At 63.4% G+C, this 16,634-nt stretch carries 14 protein-coding genes; 12 read left to right on the top strand and 2 right to left on the bottom strand.

Annotated features, from left to right (window positions below; all coding sequences use genetic code 11):
• Positions 1 to 10 precede the first annotated feature (10 nt).
• A complete protein-coding gene (locus Q0367_RS12770; RefSeq protein WP_297631652.1) occupies positions 11 to 871 on the bottom strand; it encodes a hypothetical protein in 861 nt (286 codons plus the stop codon).
• A 151-nt stretch (positions 872 to 1,022) separates the two neighbouring features.
• Between Q0367_RS12770 and Q0367_RS12765 the strand changes: the two genes are divergently transcribed.
• The 12 genes from Q0367_RS12765 to Q0367_RS12710 all read left to right on the top strand — a co-directional run bounded on the left by Q0367_RS12765 (position 1,023) and on the right by Q0367_RS12710 (position 15,854).
• Positions 1,023 to 2,390 (top strand): DUF58 domain-containing protein, encoded by a 1,368-nt coding sequence (locus tag Q0367_RS12765; RefSeq protein WP_297631649.1) that lies wholly within the window; start codon positions 1,023 to 1,025, stop codon positions 2,388 to 2,390.
• Positions 2,387 to 4,708 carry a transglutaminase family protein gene (locus Q0367_RS12760; RefSeq protein ID WP_297631646.1) on the top strand — a complete coding sequence of 774 codons (2,322 nt, stop codon included), beginning with the start codon at positions 2,387 to 2,389 and terminating at the stop codon, positions 4,706 to 4,708. Before Q0367_RS12765 ends, Q0367_RS12760 begins: the two co-directional genes overlap by 4 nt.
• A 433-nt stretch (positions 4,709 to 5,141) precedes the next feature.
• The gene (gene ilvB / locus Q0367_RS12755; protein WP_298982721.1) at positions 5,142 to 6,881 is read left to right on the top strand and encodes a biosynthetic-type acetolactate synthase large subunit; all 1,740 of its coding nucleotides are present in this window, start codon (positions 5,142 to 5,144) and stop codon (positions 6,879 to 6,881) included.
• Positions 6,882 to 6,959: 78 nt separating this feature from the next.
• Entirely contained in the window at positions 6,960 to 7,532 is a 573-nt protein-coding gene (gene ilvN / locus Q0367_RS12750) for an acetolactate synthase small subunit (RefSeq protein WP_297631640.1), read from the top strand.
• Positions 7,533 to 7,663: 131 nt separating this feature from the next.
• Positions 7,664 to 8,668, top strand: a complete 1,005-nt coding sequence (ilvC, locus tag Q0367_RS12745) for a ketol-acid reductoisomerase (protein ID WP_297631637.1) — start codon at positions 7,664 to 7,666, stop codon at positions 8,666 to 8,668.
• A 244-nt stretch (positions 8,669 to 8,912) separates the two neighbouring features.
• Complete coding sequence (pyk, locus tag Q0367_RS12740; protein WP_297631634.1) at positions 8,913 to 10,058, top strand: pyruvate kinase; 1,146 nt, start codon at positions 8,913 to 8,915, stop codon at positions 10,056 to 10,058.
• A gap of 288 nt (positions 10,059 to 10,346) precedes the next feature.
• Complete coding sequence (locus Q0367_RS12735) at positions 10,347 to 12,134, top strand: 2-isopropylmalate synthase (RefSeq protein WP_298982643.1); 1,788 nt, start codon at positions 10,347 to 10,349, stop codon at positions 12,132 to 12,134.
• Positions 12,135 to 12,259: 125 nt separating this feature from the next.
• A complete protein-coding gene (locus tag Q0367_RS12730) occupies positions 12,260 to 13,219 on the top strand; it encodes a nucleoside hydrolase (RefSeq protein ID WP_298982641.1) in 960 nt (319 codons plus the stop codon).
• Positions 13,220 to 13,297: 78 nt separating this feature from the next.
• Positions 13,298 to 14,227 (top strand): nucleoside hydrolase, encoded by a 930-nt coding sequence (locus Q0367_RS12725; protein ID WP_297631611.1) that lies wholly within the window; start codon positions 13,298 to 13,300, stop codon positions 14,225 to 14,227.
• Positions 14,228 to 14,335: 108 nt separating this feature from the next.
• Positions 14,336 to 14,563 carry a hypothetical protein gene (locus Q0367_RS12720; protein WP_298982636.1) on the top strand — a complete coding sequence of 76 codons (228 nt, stop codon included), beginning with the start codon at positions 14,336 to 14,338 and terminating at the stop codon, positions 14,561 to 14,563.
• Complete coding sequence (locus tag Q0367_RS12715; RefSeq protein ID WP_298982634.1) at positions 14,560 to 14,865, top strand: type II toxin-antitoxin system RelE/ParE family toxin; 306 nt, start codon at positions 14,560 to 14,562, stop codon at positions 14,863 to 14,865. Before Q0367_RS12720 ends, Q0367_RS12715 begins: the two co-directional genes overlap by 4 nt.
• Before the next feature lie 23 nt (positions 14,866 to 14,888).
• Positions 14,889 to 15,854 (top strand): carbohydrate kinase family protein, encoded by a 966-nt coding sequence (locus Q0367_RS12710; protein ID WP_298982633.1) that lies wholly within the window; start codon positions 14,889 to 14,891, stop codon positions 15,852 to 15,854.
• Here the strand turns inward: Q0367_RS12710 and Q0367_RS12705 are convergent.
• The gene (locus Q0367_RS12705) at positions 15,803 to 16,633 is read right to left on the bottom strand and encodes a hypothetical protein (protein ID WP_297631599.1); all 831 of its coding nucleotides are present in this window, start codon (positions 16,631 to 16,633) and stop codon (positions 15,803 to 15,805) included. The genes Q0367_RS12710 and Q0367_RS12705 overlap by 52 nt on opposite strands.
• Between the last annotated feature and the right edge of the window lies 1 nt (position 16,634).

Here is a 16,634-nt window from a genome sequence, read left to right as displayed (position 1 = left end):
CCTCGTGCTCTCACTTCTCCCCTCTTAAACTTGCCAGGTCGAACACCGGGCCGTGCACGCAGGCGCGCGTCCAGCGGCCGTTGGCGAGCGGCGTGAGACAGGCGAGACAGGCGCCGTAGCCGCAGACCAGGCGGGCGTCGACCAGGCACTGCACCACGCCGGGTTCGATGCGCATGCGGGCGGTGCGCACGGCCTCGGCCAGCGTGGCGATTTCGCAATCAGGCAGGGCGGTCGCTGCGGCGTCCGCCCACGCCAGCGCCTCTTGCAGACGCGCGCGCCAGCGCGCCTCGTCGGCCTCCTGATGCACTTCAGCTGCGAAAGGCAGCAGGCTGCGCAGCGTCGCATCGAGCGTCCCCTCTGCTTTCAACAAGAGAAGCACGCTTGCGCCGCGATCCAGCATCGCATGCAGGAGAGGCGCCAGCGCCAGGATGCGCGCGGGAACGCCGATCAACGCCAGGCGTTGCGCCCGCGCAGGCGATGCAAAACCGTTGCCCAGCGGCCCGATCAGGTGAATGCATTCGCCTGGTTTGCGCGCCGCCAGCCAGCCGACGCCTGCATCGTCCAGCGCCGGCGTGGTCAAAACCCATCGCTCAACGTCCTTCTCATCGCTGCGTGAAGGCCGCCAGCCGGCCACGAAGAGCGGCCGACGCAACGGCAACGTCCAATCATGCGCTTGCGCCCAGGGCGTTGGCTCGGCGCAACGCGCCAGAAAATAACGGCCCGCCAACACCTCGTGCGGCAGGCCGACGGGCATAGCTACCGTCAACACCAGGCCGCCGGCGACGAGCTGCGCCGCTTCCACGCACGCGATCACGCCGCCGTTGGCTGCGAGCGAGGGGCGGTCGGGCGCTGTGAATTGCGAGTGTTTCATGGTAGGCTAAAAATGGGTGCGTGATGCGTGTTGCGTGATGCGTGTTGCGTGATGCGTGTTGCGTGATGCGTGTTGCGTGTTGCGTTGAAGACACGAAACACGGAACACGAAACACGCAACATATTCTGTCATCTTCCGGAAACGTCGCCAAATGGCTGTTCGACCTGAACAAAGAATTTCACGGCGGATTTCGTGGCGCGACTATTGGCGCGTGCATCTTTGGAGTCGAGGATTGCCGGCCGGCGCTGTGATCGAGGCGCAGACGGTGTGGCCGCTTCTTCTGCTGCCGTTTGCGCTTTTCGGTCAGCTCGTGACGCCGCATCCGGTGTGGGTGGCGCTGTTGACGTCGATCGTGGGCGTCTACGCCATCGGCTACGCCTGGGTGCGCGAGCAGGTTCAAGGCGTTCGCTTCACGCGACGGCGCATCGGCGCCATCCTGGTGGCGGGCGATGCGCTGCAAGAAGAATTTGTCGTCTCCAATGAAAGCGGGCTGCCGCTGCTGTGGGCGGCCTTCGTCGACGCCTCCGACTTGCCAGGATATGCACCGGGTGTTGTCGTCGCCTGCGGCGCCCACAGCGAATATCGCTGGAAAACCGAAGCGGTCTGCGAGCGCCGCGGAGTCTTTCGACTTGGTCCGCACTCCATCGAAATGGGGGATCCGTTTGGGCTGTTCCGGGCGGTGCAGCGCTATGACAACTTCGATCGGTTGCTGATTTACCCGCGCGTCGTACAGTTGCCGGAGGTGGCGCTGCCGCGCGGCGGCGCCGATGGACACACGCGCCGGCGCCGTTCCCTCGCCGGCGCGCGCCCGGCGGCCAGCGTGCGCGACTACGCGCCCGGCGATTCGCTGCGGCTGGTGCACTGGCGCACTACGGCGCACCGGGGACGATTGACGACGAAGGAGCTGGAGCTGGAGCCGAGCGGCGACGTCTGGATTGTGCTTGACCTGGATGCGGCCGTGCAGGCCGGCCAGGGCGCAGAGAGCACATTGGAATACGGCGTGATGTTGGCGGCCAGCATGGCGGCGGAGATGGTCTCCGGCCGCGAGCGCCGCGCCGTCGGGCTGTTGACCGCCTCCGGCGACGAGGTGATCACGCTGGCTCCCCAGCCCGGGCAGGCGCAGCTCTGGGCGATCCTGGCGGCGTTGGCGCCCGCTCAGCCCTCGGCTACGCCGCTGCACGCCTTGTTGCAGCGCAGCCTGCCCTTGTTGGGGCGTCGCCACACGCTGGTGGTCGTGACGCCTTCGCTCGGCGAAGGCGCTCCGCTGTGGATCGCGGAGCTGGTGCGCGCAGGCAGGCAGGGCCTCTTCAGCAGCGTGCTGGCCATCGCCGCGCCGGAGCAGAGCGCACAGGCGGATGAATGCCTGGCGCTGCTTGCGCGTCTCGACATTCCTCATCAATTTCTGCGCACGGACCTGCGCCTGCGCGCAGCGCTCACCTATCGTCGACGCCGCAAAGTGATTCGCACTACGCCCACCGGCGGCGCTTTCACCGTTGAGGTCGAGGAGGAGGTTGGGTGAACGAGCGCGCATTCGGCTGGGATGCAGACGCTGCAGAGACGGGGAGCGCATGGTCGGTGCGCAGCCTGCGCTGGCTCATCGAACGTGGCCGCCCTGATCTCGGGTGGACGGCGCTGGCGCTCTGCCTGGCGTTGAGCATGCTGCCCGCTGCGCTGCTGTGGGAAAATCGCTGGCTACGCTCAGGCCCGTTGATTGCGCGCCTCTATCTTGCCGGGCCGTTGGCGATTCTGCTGCTCTGGCTGGTGTTGGGGTGGCGGCGCCCCTGGACGTCCGCGCATCGCAGGCTGCGCATCTTGGGGCAGGGACTGGGGTTGGCGTTGCTCAGCGCAGCGGCGACGACGCAATTGCTCGTCGGCTGGGCGCCGGGGCCTGGCCTGCTGTGGCAGGCGGCGACGACCGGCGCCTGGGGCCTCCTCGTTGCGCACGCCGTCGACGCGTGGCAGCGCGTGCTCGTTCGCTACGCGCTCTGGTGGCAAGGGGTGCAAAACAACGCCGCCGGTCGCGATGACCTGGTCGTCTTTGGCTTTGCGCTGGCAATCGTCTGGCTCTTCAGTCTGGCGAGCGGATGGCTTGCCTATCGGCGTCGCAACGGTCTGCTGGCGGCGACGCCCATCCTGTGGCTCGTTGGACTGGTGATGCTCTACAGCGCCGTCGACCGCTGGCTCTTTATGGCCGGCGTGGCATTGGCCCTGCTGCTGCATCTGGCGCTCGATCAGCAGGCGCTGGTGCAACGGTGGCGGCGCCTGAACCTCGACCACAACCCGATTGTGTTGACCGAGCGCGCGTTTGTCTCGTTGGGGCTGATCGCGCTGGTCGTCACGGCGGCGGCGGTTGCGCCGAATCTTTATTCGCTGGAGATTGCGAGTCGGTACTACGCTCTGCTTGCGCCCGTCAACGCCCGGTTGGAGGCGCTTGCCAAGCGCGCATTCCCAGAATTGACAGGCGTCAATCCCTGGTCAGGAGGCGATGCGGTCGGTGGATTGCCGAACGAGTTCTTGTTGCGCGGCGGCCCGACGTTGAACGAGCGACCGGTGATGCGCGTGCGCACCAGCGAGCCGCCCCGCTTCTACGACGCTCCGCCGCTGGCCCACAACCTGCGCGGGATGACCTTTTCCGCCTACGACGGTCGCGGCTGGCAAAACCCGGCTTCCCTGCTGCGCACCGAACGCGCAGCCGAGCAGCCCTGGACTTTCCTCTCGGATGAGGGGCGACGCCCTCTTCTCCAGAATGTAAGCATGAATCTCGTCGGTCGCACCCTCTTCGCCGCCGGCGAACCGCTGGCGCCGTCGGTGAGCTATCAGGCTGAAGAGCGTTTCCCAGGCGACCTGGTGGCGCTGCGCAGCGCCGAACGCAGCTACACCATCGTCTCGCTCGTTCCTGCGCTCTCTGTGGACGAGCTCGACGCCTTGCCGGGGTGGGAGGTGGAGGCGCTGCCCGACGACTACGCCATCTATCTGGAGCTGCCGGAGCGCGTGACCTCGCGCGTGCGGGCGCTGGCGACCCAACTGACCGCCGACGAAGCGACGCTTTTCGCCAAAGCGACGGCCATTGAACGCTATCTGCGCACCTTCCCCTATGACCTGACCGTCCCGTCGCCGCCCGAGCATGTGCAGGATGTCGCCGACTATTTTCTCTTCGATCTGCAGCGCGGCTACTGCGACTACTACGCCACTGCGTTTGTGGTGCTGGCGCGCGCCGCCGGCATCCCGGCGCGCTTCGTCACCGGCTTCACCAATGGGTCCTGGAACCCGGAGCAGCAGGCTTGGACGGTCACCGAGGCCGACGCCCACTCGTGGCCGGAGGTCTATTTCCCGCAGGTGGGGTGGATTCCCTTCGAGCCGACGGCGGGCCGGCCCGAGCTTGCGCGCATCGGCCTGCCGCGCAGCGGGGCTGTTGGCCCGGCGCCGTCGCCAACCGTGCAGCCCTTGCCTCCGCCCTCGCCCCCCTTCGATGACCGCTGGCTGTGGCTCATCCTTCCCGCCATGGCGCTGATCGCCATCGGAATCTGGCTGCTGCAGCGCTGGCGCCTGCGCCATGAAGACCCGTGGGAGACGCTGCTGCGCTGGGGCAGTCGGCTGGGGCGCTCGTTTAAGCCGGGGGAAACGGTGTTGGAATACGGCGCGGCCCTGGCCATGCACATTCAGACCTATCGGCAGGACGAGCCGGAGCTGCGTCGCCTTGTCAGCCGTGAGGTGCTGCGCCTGAGCGAGGAGATCAGTGCGCTGCGCTACGCGCCTGCGCACCGACGCGAGCAGTTGCATGCGCGGGCTGCCGAACGCTGGGGGCGATTGCGAGGCTATCTGCGCCGGATCCGATGAGCGCGTCGCATAGCTCCATCTGCGCTTCAAGCGCTGGACAGCGAAACGCGTTTTTGTCTCCACAGTCAGTTGACAACGATTCGGTGTGTCGCTATACTGGCTAGCAATAAAAAGAATCTGTGCTGTAAGTGTAAGATTTTAACCTGCCAGCTTATCCATATTTCAGACTATGCCAGCAGTCTTCGCATTGATTAGCCTTCTCCTTATCGTAGCGCTTCGGGTCGTACTCGTAGACCGGGAGCTGATTGGGGTTGGAGAAGGTTGAGGCGCAGGCTGCTTCACACAAGGTCATCGTAGACCCTTCCCAACCGGGAAGGGTCTTTTTTTATCGGTTTTTTGTCGAGTCTGGTTCCGGTCCGGCAACGAAGGAGATTCGAATATGCCAAAAAGGAATGGAAACACAGCTTCAGCATCGCCAGAGACGCCTGTGCGGATGAAGGGAGCGCAAATGGTTTGGGAGGCGCTGCTGCGCGAGGGCGTGCGCGTGATCTTCGGTCATCCAGGCGGCGCCATCCTGCCGACCTACGACGCGCTGGCGCCGTATGAGGCGGCGGGCAAGATTCACCACGTGCTGGTGCGCCATGAGCAGTGCGCTGCGCACATGGCCGATGGGTGGGCGAGAGCGACGGGCGAAGTGGGCGTCTGCATCGCCACCAGCGGTCCGGGCGCCACCAACCTGGTCACCGGCCTGGCGACGGCGCAGATGGACAGCGTGCCCGTCGTCGCCATCACCGGTCAGGTGCCCACCAACCTCCTCGGCACCGACGCCTTCCAGGAGTCCGACGTCGTCGGCGTCACGGCTCCCGTCTGCAAGCACAATTATCTGGTCACCGACGTCAATGAACTTCCCTTAATTCTGAAAGAAGCTTTCTATATCGCTCGCGAAGGCCGGCCCGGCGTTGTGCTGATCGACATCTGCAAAGATGTTCAGAACGCCGAAGGGTGGTTCCGCTATGATTTCGAGATCGATCTGCCCGGTTTCGAGCCGTGGCCTCAGGTGGATATGGAGGCTGTGCGCAAGGCGGCGGAGCTGATCAACAAGGCGGAGCGACCGTTGGTGCTCTCCGGCCACGGCGTGCAACTTGCAGGTGTGGGCAGAGAGCTGCTCCAGATGGTTGAGAAGGCTGAAATTCCTGTGGTCACCACGCTTCTGGGCGCCGGCAACATTCCAGAAAGCCATCCGTTGAGCCTGGGCATGGGCGGCATGCACGGCGAGGCCTACGCCAATCGAGCGGTGCAGTCCTGCGACGTCTTGATCGCCATGGGGATGCGCTTCGACGACCGCATCACCGGCAGGTTGGACGCCTTTGCCAAACAGGCGAAGATCATCCACTTTGAAGTGGATAAGGCCGAGGTGGGCAAGAACGTCATGCCCGATGTGGCGGTGATCGGCGATCTGGCCGAGACGCTGCCGGCTTTGCTCCCGCTGATCGAAGAGCGCCGTCATCAGGTGTGGCTGCAGGAGATTCGAGAGTGGAAGAAGGACACGGAGCAGACCGATATTCTCAACTACGAGGTGGATGAGCTGATTCCTCCCTTTGTGATTCGCCAGCTCTGGCACGCCACCCACAACGCCAAGAACGGCCCGCCCATCATCGTGACCGACGTGGGGCAGCATCAGATGTGGGAGTGCCAGTATTTCACCCACGACCATCCTGGCCAGTTAATCACCAGCGGTGGCTTGGGGACAATGGGTTTCGCACTGCCCGCCGCCATCGGCGCCCAGATGGCGCACCCAGATCGGCTGGTGTGGGCGGTCGTCGGCGACGGCGGCTTCCAGATGACGATGCAGGAGCTGGCGGTCATCAAGCAAGAGGGCGACCTGCCGGTGAAGATCGCCATCATCAACAACGGTTTCCTGGGCATGGTGCGCCAGTGGCAGCAGTTGTTCTATGAGAAGCGCTACGTCGGCACGCCCGTCTGGTCGCCCGACTTTGTGAAGCTGGCCGAGGCGTACCAGATTCCGGCGCTGGCGGTCACAAAGCCGGAGCAGGTCGTGCCTGCGCTGGAACAGGCGCTGAACACGCCCGGCCCCTTCCTGATCGACTTCCGCGTCAAAGAGGAGGTCAACGTTTATCCGATGGTGGCGCCCGGTGCAGCGGTGGATCAGCTGATCCGTCGCCCCAAGCCGGCGGTGATGCAAGGCTATAGCGGCGTGCAGCCGAGTTGGTGAACAAATGGATCGGGAGGGCAGAGATCGGTGGCGGTTTCCCAAATCTCTGCTCTCAAAAACACAAAAGGTGGAGCAACCATGAAATACACACTGATTGCCTGGATGCGCGACAAGCCCGGCGTGTTGAGTCGGGTGGCGGGGATGATGCGCAGGCGCAATTTTAATATCGACAGCCTGCAAGTGGGGCACAGCGAGACCCCCGGCATCAGCCGCATGACCTTCGTCGTGGACGGCAACGAGCGGATGGTCGATCAGGTCATCAAGCAATTGCGCAAGCTGGTCGACGTCACGCGCGTCGAAAATATCTCCGAGCAGCCGATCGTGGCGCGCGAGATGGCGTTGATCCGCGTCTCGACCAACGCCGAGAACCGCTCGGAGATCGTCCAGATGGTCAACATCTATCGCGGGGAGATCGTGGATGTGGCGCTTGATTCGATGATCGTCCAGATCGTCGGCTCTGAAGAGCGCGTGGCCTCGTTGATCGACTTGCTTGACAATTTCGGCATCATCGAAATGGTGCGCACCGGCCCGGTGGCGATGGCGCGCGGTCAGATGGAGCATAAATACCGCCGCAGCACCGCCGTCTGGCGCGCTCAGGCCAACGGCAGAGACGCGACCGCGGCCGAACGCTTTCGGACGGGAGGCGTGTAGGTTGCGACGCCGGGTGTTGGGGGCTTGGGTTTGGGGAGGCGCAGTCCGCTGGAGTCTCCCCAAAACTCAAGACCATGACGCCCCGGTTTTTTTCATACCCACATTCAATCGAAGCAATACAGGGAATCATCATGGCGAAGATTTACTACGAAAACCAGGCGAACCTTGACGACATTCGCAACAAGAAAATTGCGATCCTCGGCTACGGCAGCCAGGGCCATGCGCATGCGCTCAACCTGCGCGACAGCGGCATGGACGTGCGCGTCGGCCTCTATCCGGGCAGCAAGAGCTGGGCGAAAGCCGAGGCCGACGGCCTGCGCGTGCTCAGCACCGCTGAGGCATGCGCCGAAGCCGACATGATCATGGTGACGCTGCCCGACCCGATCCAGGGCAAGGTCTATGAGCAGGACATTGCGCCCAACCTCAAGGAGGGCGACACCTTGATGTTCGCCCACGGCTTCAACATTCGCTTTGGCTTCATCCAACCGCCCGCCAACGTCGATGTCAGCATGGTGGCGCCCAAAGCGCCCGGCCATCGCGTGCGCGAGGTCTTCAAAGAAGGATCGGGCGTGCCGGCGCTGGTGGCCGTCCACCAGGATTTCAGCGGCAAGGCGCTGCAGAACGCGCTGGCCTACGCCAAAGGGCTGGGCTGCACGCGCGCCGGCGTGTTGGAGACGACCTTCGCCGAGGAGACCGAGACCGACCTTTTCGGTGAGCAAGCGGTGCTCTGCGGCGGCGTCAGCGAGCTGGTCAAGGCGGGCTTCCAGACGCTGGTCGAAGCGGGCTATCAGCCCGAGATCGCCTACTTCGAGTGCTTGCATGAGCTGAAGCTGATCGTCGATCTCATGTATCAGGGCGGCCTCAGCTACATGCGCTACAGCATTTCCGACACCGCCGAGTGGGGCGACTACAAGAGCGGCCCGAAGATCATCACCGACCAGACGCGCGAGACCATGCGCCAAATCCTGAAAGACATCCAGAGCGGCGCCTTCGCCGAAGAGTGGATGGACGAATATCACAGCGGCGGCAAGAACTTCTACGCCCGCCGCGCCCAGGAGCAGAACCAGCCGATCGAGGTCGTCGGCAAACAGCTGCGGCGGATGATGACCTTCCTGGATGCGAAGGAAGTGAATTGAAGAAATGCATGGCGAAAACCGGGAGTTCGTTTCATGCCATCTTCGAGGAAGCTTCGTGAGGTTTAACAGATAAAGCTGGCGAATCCGTAGGCGCTGCTCGTAGCTGCGCATCCTTGAGACAATCGCAACTTTGCGGCCTGTCGAGGACGTGCGACTGGAGCCGCACCTACGATTCTTGCCGGATGATTTTGTTCAAAACCATCGAGCTTCCCAGAGGACAAAGCCATTTGATTGCACAGCACTTATGACCGACATCATCGCAACGATTGGTCCGGCCTGCGCCGACGTGGACGTTCTGGCCGATATGATTCGCTCCGGCATGAGCGTGGCGCGCATGAACTTCAGCCACGGCGACTACGCCTTTCACTCGCGCATGGCCGACCTCGTCCGTGCAGCGATGGAGAAGGCGGGCAGGCCGATCGCGCTGCTCGCCGATCTGCAGGGCGCTAAAGTGCGCATCGGCTGGCTGGCGCAGCCGGTTCCCGTCGCCGTCGACCAGTCGGTCATCCTGGTGGGCATGGAGGTGGATGCACGCGAGACCGGCGACGGCTTGCCGCCCGACGCCGTCCTCCTCCCGGTCGATTTCGACCTGGCGCCCCATCTCAAGCCCGGCGCCACCGTGCTGATCGACGACGGCAACATCGAGCTGCGCGTCGAGTCGATTGTAGACGGTCATGTTCACTGTCGCACGGTGCACGGCGGCGAGATCAAGTCGCGCAAGGGCGTCAACGTCCCTTACACCATGTTGCCGATCCCGGCGCTGACCGACAAAGACCGCGCCGACGCTTCTTTCGCCGTCAGCCTGGAAGTGGACTGGATTGCGCTCAGCTTCGCCGGGTCGGCGGACGACGTCAACGAGCTGCGCGAAATCGTGGCGGCGGCGCAGGCGCACAGCAACGTGCATAAACTTCCACGCATCATGGCGAAGATCGAGCGGCCCGACGGCGTGGAAAATCTGCGCGCCATCATCGAGGCGAGCGACGGCGTCATGGTGGCGCGCGGGGACCTGGCCCTGGAAACCAGCCCCTGGCAGTTGCCGTTGCTGCAAAAGCAGATCGTGCGCGCCTGTCGCCGCGCGCACAAGCCGGTGGTCGTCGCCACGCAGATGCTGGAGAGCATGATCCATAACCACCGCCCTACGCGCGCCGAGGTCAGCGACGTCGCCAACGCGCTGCTCGACGGCGCCGACGCCGTCATGCTCTCCGGCGAGACTGCGGTCGGCGCCTATCCGGTGCAGGCCGTGCGCACGATGGTCACGATCTGCCAGAACGTGGCCCCGGGGTTGTCCACCCACAACCCGCTTTCGGCGACGGTCAACGGCGCTCCCGCCGGCGTCGGCGCTCAGCGTCCATCGCTGGAGCCTGTGCAGCGCGAACGCTTTGTTTTATGATATGGACATGCGAACCTCTATGCCGGTGTTGTCGATGTTCTATGGCATTATGATACGCTCTATTTAGAAAGCGTTCCGCTCGGGGAGGTCACTGAGGCGCAAAGAACCGCTTGAATCTGGATTTCATACACAATGGAGTTTTTGTTCCTGACGGAAAGGGGGTGATCGAAATGGAGGATGGTCTTGATGACCTTTTGCAGCGGTCGATAGAAGAAGCATGGATGAGAAAGCATCCGACGGACAGACGAGAACGATCCAGTTTCGATTCACCTTCGAGGAGGATTTGCAATGAACCGGTCAGCATCTGTAGAGCACAACGAACAGGAGTTCGTAGACGGTGGCTCCGATGAGATTCCCGCCGTAGACGTCGAGCAATTTCGCATTCAGGATCAGGCGGCGTACGCCCGTGAAATTGCCAACGGCAACGTCGTGCTGATCTTTGACACCACGCTGCGCGATGGCGAACAAAGCCCCGGCGCCACGCTCAACACCCAGGAAAAACTGGAGATTGCCCATCAACTGGCCCGCCTGGGCGTCGACATCATCGAGGCGGGCTTCCCGGCCGCCAGCCCCGGCGACCTGGAGGCGGTGAAGCGCATCGCCGAGACGGTGGGGCGCAAGCCGCGCCGCGGCAAGAACGGCGAGATCGTTGCGCCGCCCGTCATCGCCGGCCTGGCCCGCGCCAATAAAAGCGACATCGACAAGGCGTGGGAGGCTGTGCGCGGGGCCGTGCGGCCGCGCATTCACACCTTCCTGGCCACCAGCGACATCCACATGCAATACAAGCTGCGCATGACGCGCGACGAGGTGCTGGAGACCGTCGGCGACATGGTGGCCTATGCGCGCAGCCTCTGTCAGGACGTCGAATTCAGCCCAGAGGACGGCGGCCGCAGCGACCCCGAGTTCCTGGTCAAGGTCTTGGAGGTGGCAATCAAAGCCGGCGCCACCACGCTCAACATCCCAGACACCGTCGGCTACACCACGCCGGAGGAATACGGCGCATTGATCAAATATCTGCGCGAAAACACCCCCGGCGGCAAGGAGGTCATCTTCTCCTGCCACTGTCACAACGACCTGGGCCTGGCGACCGCCAATACGCTGGCCGGCGTGCGCAACGGCGCGCGCCAGATCGAGGTGACCATCAACGGCATCGGCGAGCGCGCCGGCAACACCAGCCTGGAAGAGACGGTGATGGCCATGTACGTGCGGCCGCAGGTCTTCGGCCTCACCACCAACATTATTACGCAGGAGATTCACCGCACCAGCGACATGGTGAGCCGTTACACCGGCATGGTCATTCAGCCGAACAAGGCCATCGTCGGCGCCAACGCCTTTGCACACGAGGCGGGCATCCACCAGGACGGCATGCTCAAGCACAAGCGCACCTATGAAATCATGGACGCCTCCACCATCGGGCTGAACACCAGCAAGCTGGTGCTGGGCAAACATTCCGGCAAGCACGCGCTGGCGCGCAAGCTGGAGAGCATGGGCTATCGCCTCACGCAGGAGGAGCTGAAGGAGGTCTTCAACCGCTTCAAGGAGCTGGCCGACAAGAAGAAGAACGTCACCGAGGCCGACCTGGAGGCGCTGGTCGGCGACGAGCTGTATCAGCCGGTCGAAGCGTGGGAGTTGGTCGAGGTGCAGGCGCACTGCGGCACCTCGCTGACGCCTACGGCGGTGGTGAAGCTCAAGGACAACAGCACCGGCGAGATCAAATTGGGCGCGGCCACCGGCGCCGGCCCGGTCGACGCCGTCTATAAAGCGATCAACGAAGTAGTAAGGGTGCCCAACAACCTGGTCGAGTTCCTGGTGCAGGCGGTCACCGAAGGCATCGACGCCAACGGCGACGTCACCATCCGCATCGAGGTGCCCGACAGCCGCGGCTACAAGGAGACTGCACAGGGCCGCCAGCGCCGTCGCCTCTTCAGCGGACGCGGGGTGGACACCGACATCATCGTCGCCAGCGCCAAGGCGTACATGCAGGCGCTGAACAAGATGATCGACGCACTCAAGAGCGAAAGCCAGGCTCCCACTGCGCAGGTGAGTGAAGACCTGGTCATCGAGGCCGGTTTGTAAAAAACAGATCGTGCAGGACTCGGATCGGGCGGGTAGACGCAAATGATGAATCTGCGTCAATCCGTCCGATCTGCGTTGTCTGTGTGTTCTTTATTCCTCCAACCTGTCACCTTTGCGGAGCGCGCATGGCGCAGAAGATCATCTTTGACACCGATCCTGGCATCGACGACGCTATGGCGCTGTTTTTTGCATTGGCGTCGCCGGAGATTGAGGTGGTCGGCGTGACGACCGTCTTTGGCAACGTTCACACCGAGCTGGCGACGCGCAACGCCCTGGCTCTGCTGGAGTTCGCCGGTCGCTCGGATCTTCCCGTGGCGCAAGGCGCCGTTAGACCGTTGCATCTCCCTTTCGAGGAACCGGCCACCCTCGTTCACGGCCAAAACGGGTTAGGGGAAGTCGCTCTGCCGGCGCCGAAGACCTCGCCCGATCCTCGTCCGGCGGCGCAGTTCATCGTCGACGCCGTGATGCGCTTTCCCGGCGAAATCATCCTGGCGCCGGTGGGGCCGCTTACGAACATCGCCCTGGCGCTGATGCTGGAGCCGCGCATCGTCGAACGGGTGGCGGGCGTCGTGCTGATGGGCGGCGCCGCCACCGTGAACGGCAACGTCAACCCTGCGGCCGAAGCCAACATCTGGCACGATCCTCACGCCGCCGACCTGGTCTTCACCGCCGGTTGGCCGGTCACCATGCTGGGGCTGGATGTGACAATGGCGGTGCAAATGGATGACGCCTACTTCGCCGGCCTGCGCACTTCCCGGCTGGGCGAGTTCATCCACGCCATCTCGCGCTTTTACCTCGAGTTCCATCGTCAGGTGCATGGGCTCGACGCCTGCCACACGCACGATCCCTCCGTCATCGCCTACCTGATCGATCCGACGCTCTACACCGTGGAATACGGCCCGATTCGCGTCGTCACCGAAGGGATCGCCATGGGACTGACGCTATGGGATCGCTGTGGAAAATGGCTCCGACCCAATGCGTGGACAGGCAGACCCGCCGTCGGCGTCTGCACGCGCGTGGATGCGCCGCGCGTCTTGGCGCTTTTTCACGAACGCATCGTTGGAGAGCGTTTGCCGGCGCAGTAGAAAATTGTCTATCACAGAAACAATCTTTTACCCGTATAAAATCGCATTTCAACCATCCAGAGATCAGGGAAGAACTCTATGACTCGCCATTTCATCATCGACACCGACACCGCTTCGGACGACGCCGTCGCCATCGTCATGGCCTTGCAGTGGCCTGACGTGGAGGTGGACGCCATCACTGTGGTCTACGGCAACATGCCGTTGGAGGTTGCAAGCGCCAACGCTCGCTACAGCGTGGAGGTGTGCGGCAAGGAGACGCCGGTCTATGAAGGCTGCGCCAAACCGCTGCTGCGCTCCGCCGCCTACGCCGACTGGTTCCATGGCCCCTACGGCATGGGCAAGCTGGGACAGTTGCGACCGCAGCGCCCCGCAGCCGGCCAAAACGCGGTCGAAGAGCTGATCCGTCGCTTCCGCGCCGCGCCGGGCGAAATTACGCTCGTCACCCTGGGGCCGTTGACCAACATCGCTGCCGCGCTCACCGTCGAGCCGAGGATGGCGGAGTGGGTTAAAGAGTGCTACATCATGGGCGGCGCCGCCAACTGCGTGGGCAACGTCACGCCAGCCGCCGAATTCAACATCTGGTGCGACCCGGAGGCGGCGCGCATCGTCTTTCACTCTGGCATGAAGTGCCTGATGGTCGGCTGGGAGCACTGCCGCTTCGATGCGGCGCTCTCTGACGAGGAGATGGCTTATATTCGTTCTTTCGACACCGAACGGGCGCACTTTGCGTTGGATTGCAACTCCTTCGCTCTGGACGCCGGGCGCAGAATTCAGGCCGCCGCCGGTCTGATGCTGCCCGACCCGGTGACGATGGCGATTGCGATTGAGCCGGGCGTCTGCACGCGACGCAGCCGACATTACGTCGACGTCGCCTGCGCCGACGAGCTGACCCGCGGCATGACCGTCGTCGATGAGCTACATGTGACCGGCAATGCGCCGAACATCGATGTCTGCTGGGAGATCGACAAGCCTCGCTGGAAGGAAATTTTATACCAAACGCTGCAGTAAGACTTCAACGGTATGATACAATTCTTGTAATCGTCATGGGGGTGAGTGAAGAGAAGGCCATCGTTCAACGGGTAGCCCGAGGCGCCTTGCCTGTGCTGAGGAGAAATAATGAGTCGGTTAGAAACACTGATACAATCTGTTCGTTACGTCACGGTGAAGGATCATCACTTCGTTGTGTTGGACGCCGATGATTGGGAAGCCTTGCTCGAGTGGCTTGAAACTATCGAAGACCTTCAGATCTTTCAGGATGCTCTGACGCAATTGGACGTCGCCGGGGGTGATCCGAACCAGGCAGGCTGGCTGCGCTGGGAAGAAGTGCGGGATCAACTTTCGTGAAGCGGTATGAAATCTATGTCACGCCATCCGCCTGGGCGGAGCTTCAGCAACTGCCCGGCAATGTCAAGCAGCGCCTTCGTAAAGCGATCGATGGATTAACCGAACATCCGACGCCTCCCGCCAGTAAACGACTCACCTATACAAGCAGCAGTAAAGTTCTTCTTTATCGACTACGCATAGACAGATGGCGAGTTGTTTATGCAATTGATGAAGAAGCAGCATGGGTCGGCATCCTGGCGGTGCGGCGTCGCCCTCCTTATGATTACAGCGACCTTGAGGTCTTACTGGAGAACCTTTTGTAAACTGGGGAATCTGAAATCGTTGTGTGAACACCGGTATCGATTATTTTACGTTTTCCGTCATCATTGACGATCTTGTCTTCCACGATGGCCGCACGTTAATGGGGGTGCTCGGCGGCGGAGGGCCGCAGACGGCCTTCGGCATGAAGCTGTGGACGCATGGGGGCGTCGGTCTCTGCGGCGGCGTGGGGCTGGACTTCCCGCCGGAGGCGCAGGCCTGGCTCGACGCCATGGGGATCGACACGCGCGGCCTGCGCCGCGATCCGGTGCATCGCTCCCTGCGCGCCTGGCAGATCATCGAGGAGGACGGACGGCGCACGCAGGTCTGGCGCACCCAGGGCGAGGCCATTCCCACGCATCTGGCGCTGCGCCCTGACCAGGTGCCGGACGTTTACTGGTCGGCGCGCGGCTTTCACTTCGGCGTGCATCCCGAAGCGCCCAATTTGCGCATCATGCAGGCGCTGCGCGAACGCGGGATCGTCGTCAGCATTGAGCCATTTCGGGATGCTTCACGCCCATTGAGCGACGCCGAGCTGAGCGCGCTGGTCGGCGCCTGCGACATTTTCTCCCCTAATCTGGTCGAAGCCGAGTCGCTGGTGGGAAGCGGCGACCCGATGACGCTGATTCGACGCTTGACAGACGCCGGCGCGGCCATCGTAGCGCTGCGCATGGGCGCCGAAGGCTCCATCGTGCATCGGGCGGCGACCGGCGAGACGTGGTGCATTCCGGCGGCGCGCACGCCGGTGGTGGACCCGGTCGGCGCCGGCAACGCCTACTGCGGCGCGCTGCTCGTCGGTTGGCTGGAAACCGGCGACCTGCGGCTGGCGGGCCTGTATGCGGCGGTTGCGGCGAGCTTCCTGGTGGAGCAATACGGCCTGCCGGCCCCGCGTCCCGACCTCCGTCAGGAGGCGGAGCAACGGTTGGTCAGCCTTTTAGATTCTCACTCAATTTCAAACACGCCTTCCATGCCGCCGGCCAGCACCCTCCCTTGACGCGTCCTCAAGAAGGTGAGCGCCGGCGGTGAAGCGAGCGGCGTCCAGCGGGCGCCATCCTCCGAACGCCAGATGCGTTCGACGTCGCTGAGCAGCCAACCGTTCGGCAGCGCCAACAGGGCGTTGACGACTTCGGGCGCGTCAGGAACAGGTCGGAAGGTGTAGCCGCCGTCATCCGAGCGCCACAGGCCGGCGCCTTCCGTCCCCGCCAGCACCGGGCCGCCGCAATGAAACGCAGGCGACGCGGCGATCGAGAGCACCGGCGCAGGCAAAGAGGCGATCTGCTTCCAGCCGCGCCCAGCGTTGGGCGACCGATAGAGTCCGCTCCCGGCGCCGGCGAAGACGACCTCCAGCGGAGGCCAGTCGCCGTCCGGCTGCGGCGGCGCCCACGCCAGCGTCAGCACGTCGAAGTCAAACAGGCCGAAGTTGCAGACGAAGAAGTCGCGGCCCCGATTGGCGCTGCGCAGCACGCCTCCACCTGAAGAGCCTGCCAGGATCACGCCGGTGTGCTCGTAGTTGGGATGAGGCGCCAGACAGACGACCGGGGCCGTTACGTTGTCCACCCAGCTCGCGCGCCAGCCGCCCTCGTCCGTCGTGTAGGCGACGCCGTGCGTTGCGCCTCCGACCAGTAACCGTTCGCCGTCATGAAAGCAACAGGAGGGATGGTGATCGGGCTGGGGCGTGGCGAGCAGTTGTCCATCTTTGTACAGAAACAGACCTTCTGGGCCAAGCGCCCAAATTTCATCGTGATTTTCGGTGAGCGAAAGAATTACAGGCATA

This window comes from uncultured Caldilinea sp., assembly GCF_937128415.1.
Taxonomy (GTDB): Bacteria; Chloroflexota; Anaerolineae; order Caldilineales; family Caldilineaceae; genus Caldilinea.
The sequence above is the reverse complement of the archived record's forward strand: the minus strand, read 5'-3'. Positions and strand labels throughout refer to the sequence as shown.

What these genes read in the sequence shown, in the direction of transcription:
- Q0367_RS12770 (WP_297631652.1), bottom strand. Translation starts at nt 871, where the DNA reads ATGAAACACTCGCAATTCACAGCGCCCGACCGCCCCTCGCTCGCAGCC.
- Q0367_RS12765 (WP_297631649.1), top strand. Translation starts at nt 1,023, where the DNA reads ATGGCTGTTCGACCTGAACAAAGAATTTCACGGCGGATTTCGTGGCGC.
- ilvB (WP_298982721.1), top strand. Translation starts at nt 5,142, where the DNA reads ATGAAGGGAGCGCAAATGGTTTGGGAGGCGCTGCTGCGCGAGGGCGTG.
- ilvN (WP_297631640.1), top strand. Translation starts at nt 6,960, where the DNA reads ATGAAATACACACTGATTGCCTGGATGCGCGACAAGCCCGGCGTGTTG.
- ilvC (WP_297631637.1), top strand. Translation starts at nt 7,664, where the DNA reads ATGGCGAAGATTTACTACGAAAACCAGGCGAACCTTGACGACATTCGC.
- pyk (WP_297631634.1), top strand. Translation starts at nt 8,913, where the DNA reads ATGACCGACATCATCGCAACGATTGGTCCGGCCTGCGCCGACGTGGAC.
- Q0367_RS12735 (WP_298982643.1), top strand. Translation starts at nt 10,347, where the DNA reads ATGAACCGGTCAGCATCTGTAGAGCACAACGAACAGGAGTTCGTAGAC.
- Q0367_RS12730 (WP_298982641.1), top strand. Translation starts at nt 12,260, where the DNA reads ATGGCGCAGAAGATCATCTTTGACACCGATCCTGGCATCGACGACGCT.
- Q0367_RS12725 (WP_297631611.1), top strand. Translation starts at nt 13,298, where the DNA reads ATGACTCGCCATTTCATCATCGACACCGACACCGCTTCGGACGACGCC.
- Q0367_RS12720 (WP_298982636.1), top strand. Translation starts at nt 14,336, where the DNA reads ATGAGTCGGTTAGAAACACTGATACAATCTGTTCGTTACGTCACGGTG.
- Q0367_RS12705 (WP_297631599.1), bottom strand. Translation starts at nt 16,633, where the DNA reads ATGCCTGTAATTCTTTCGCTCACCGAAAATCACGATGAAATTTGGGCG.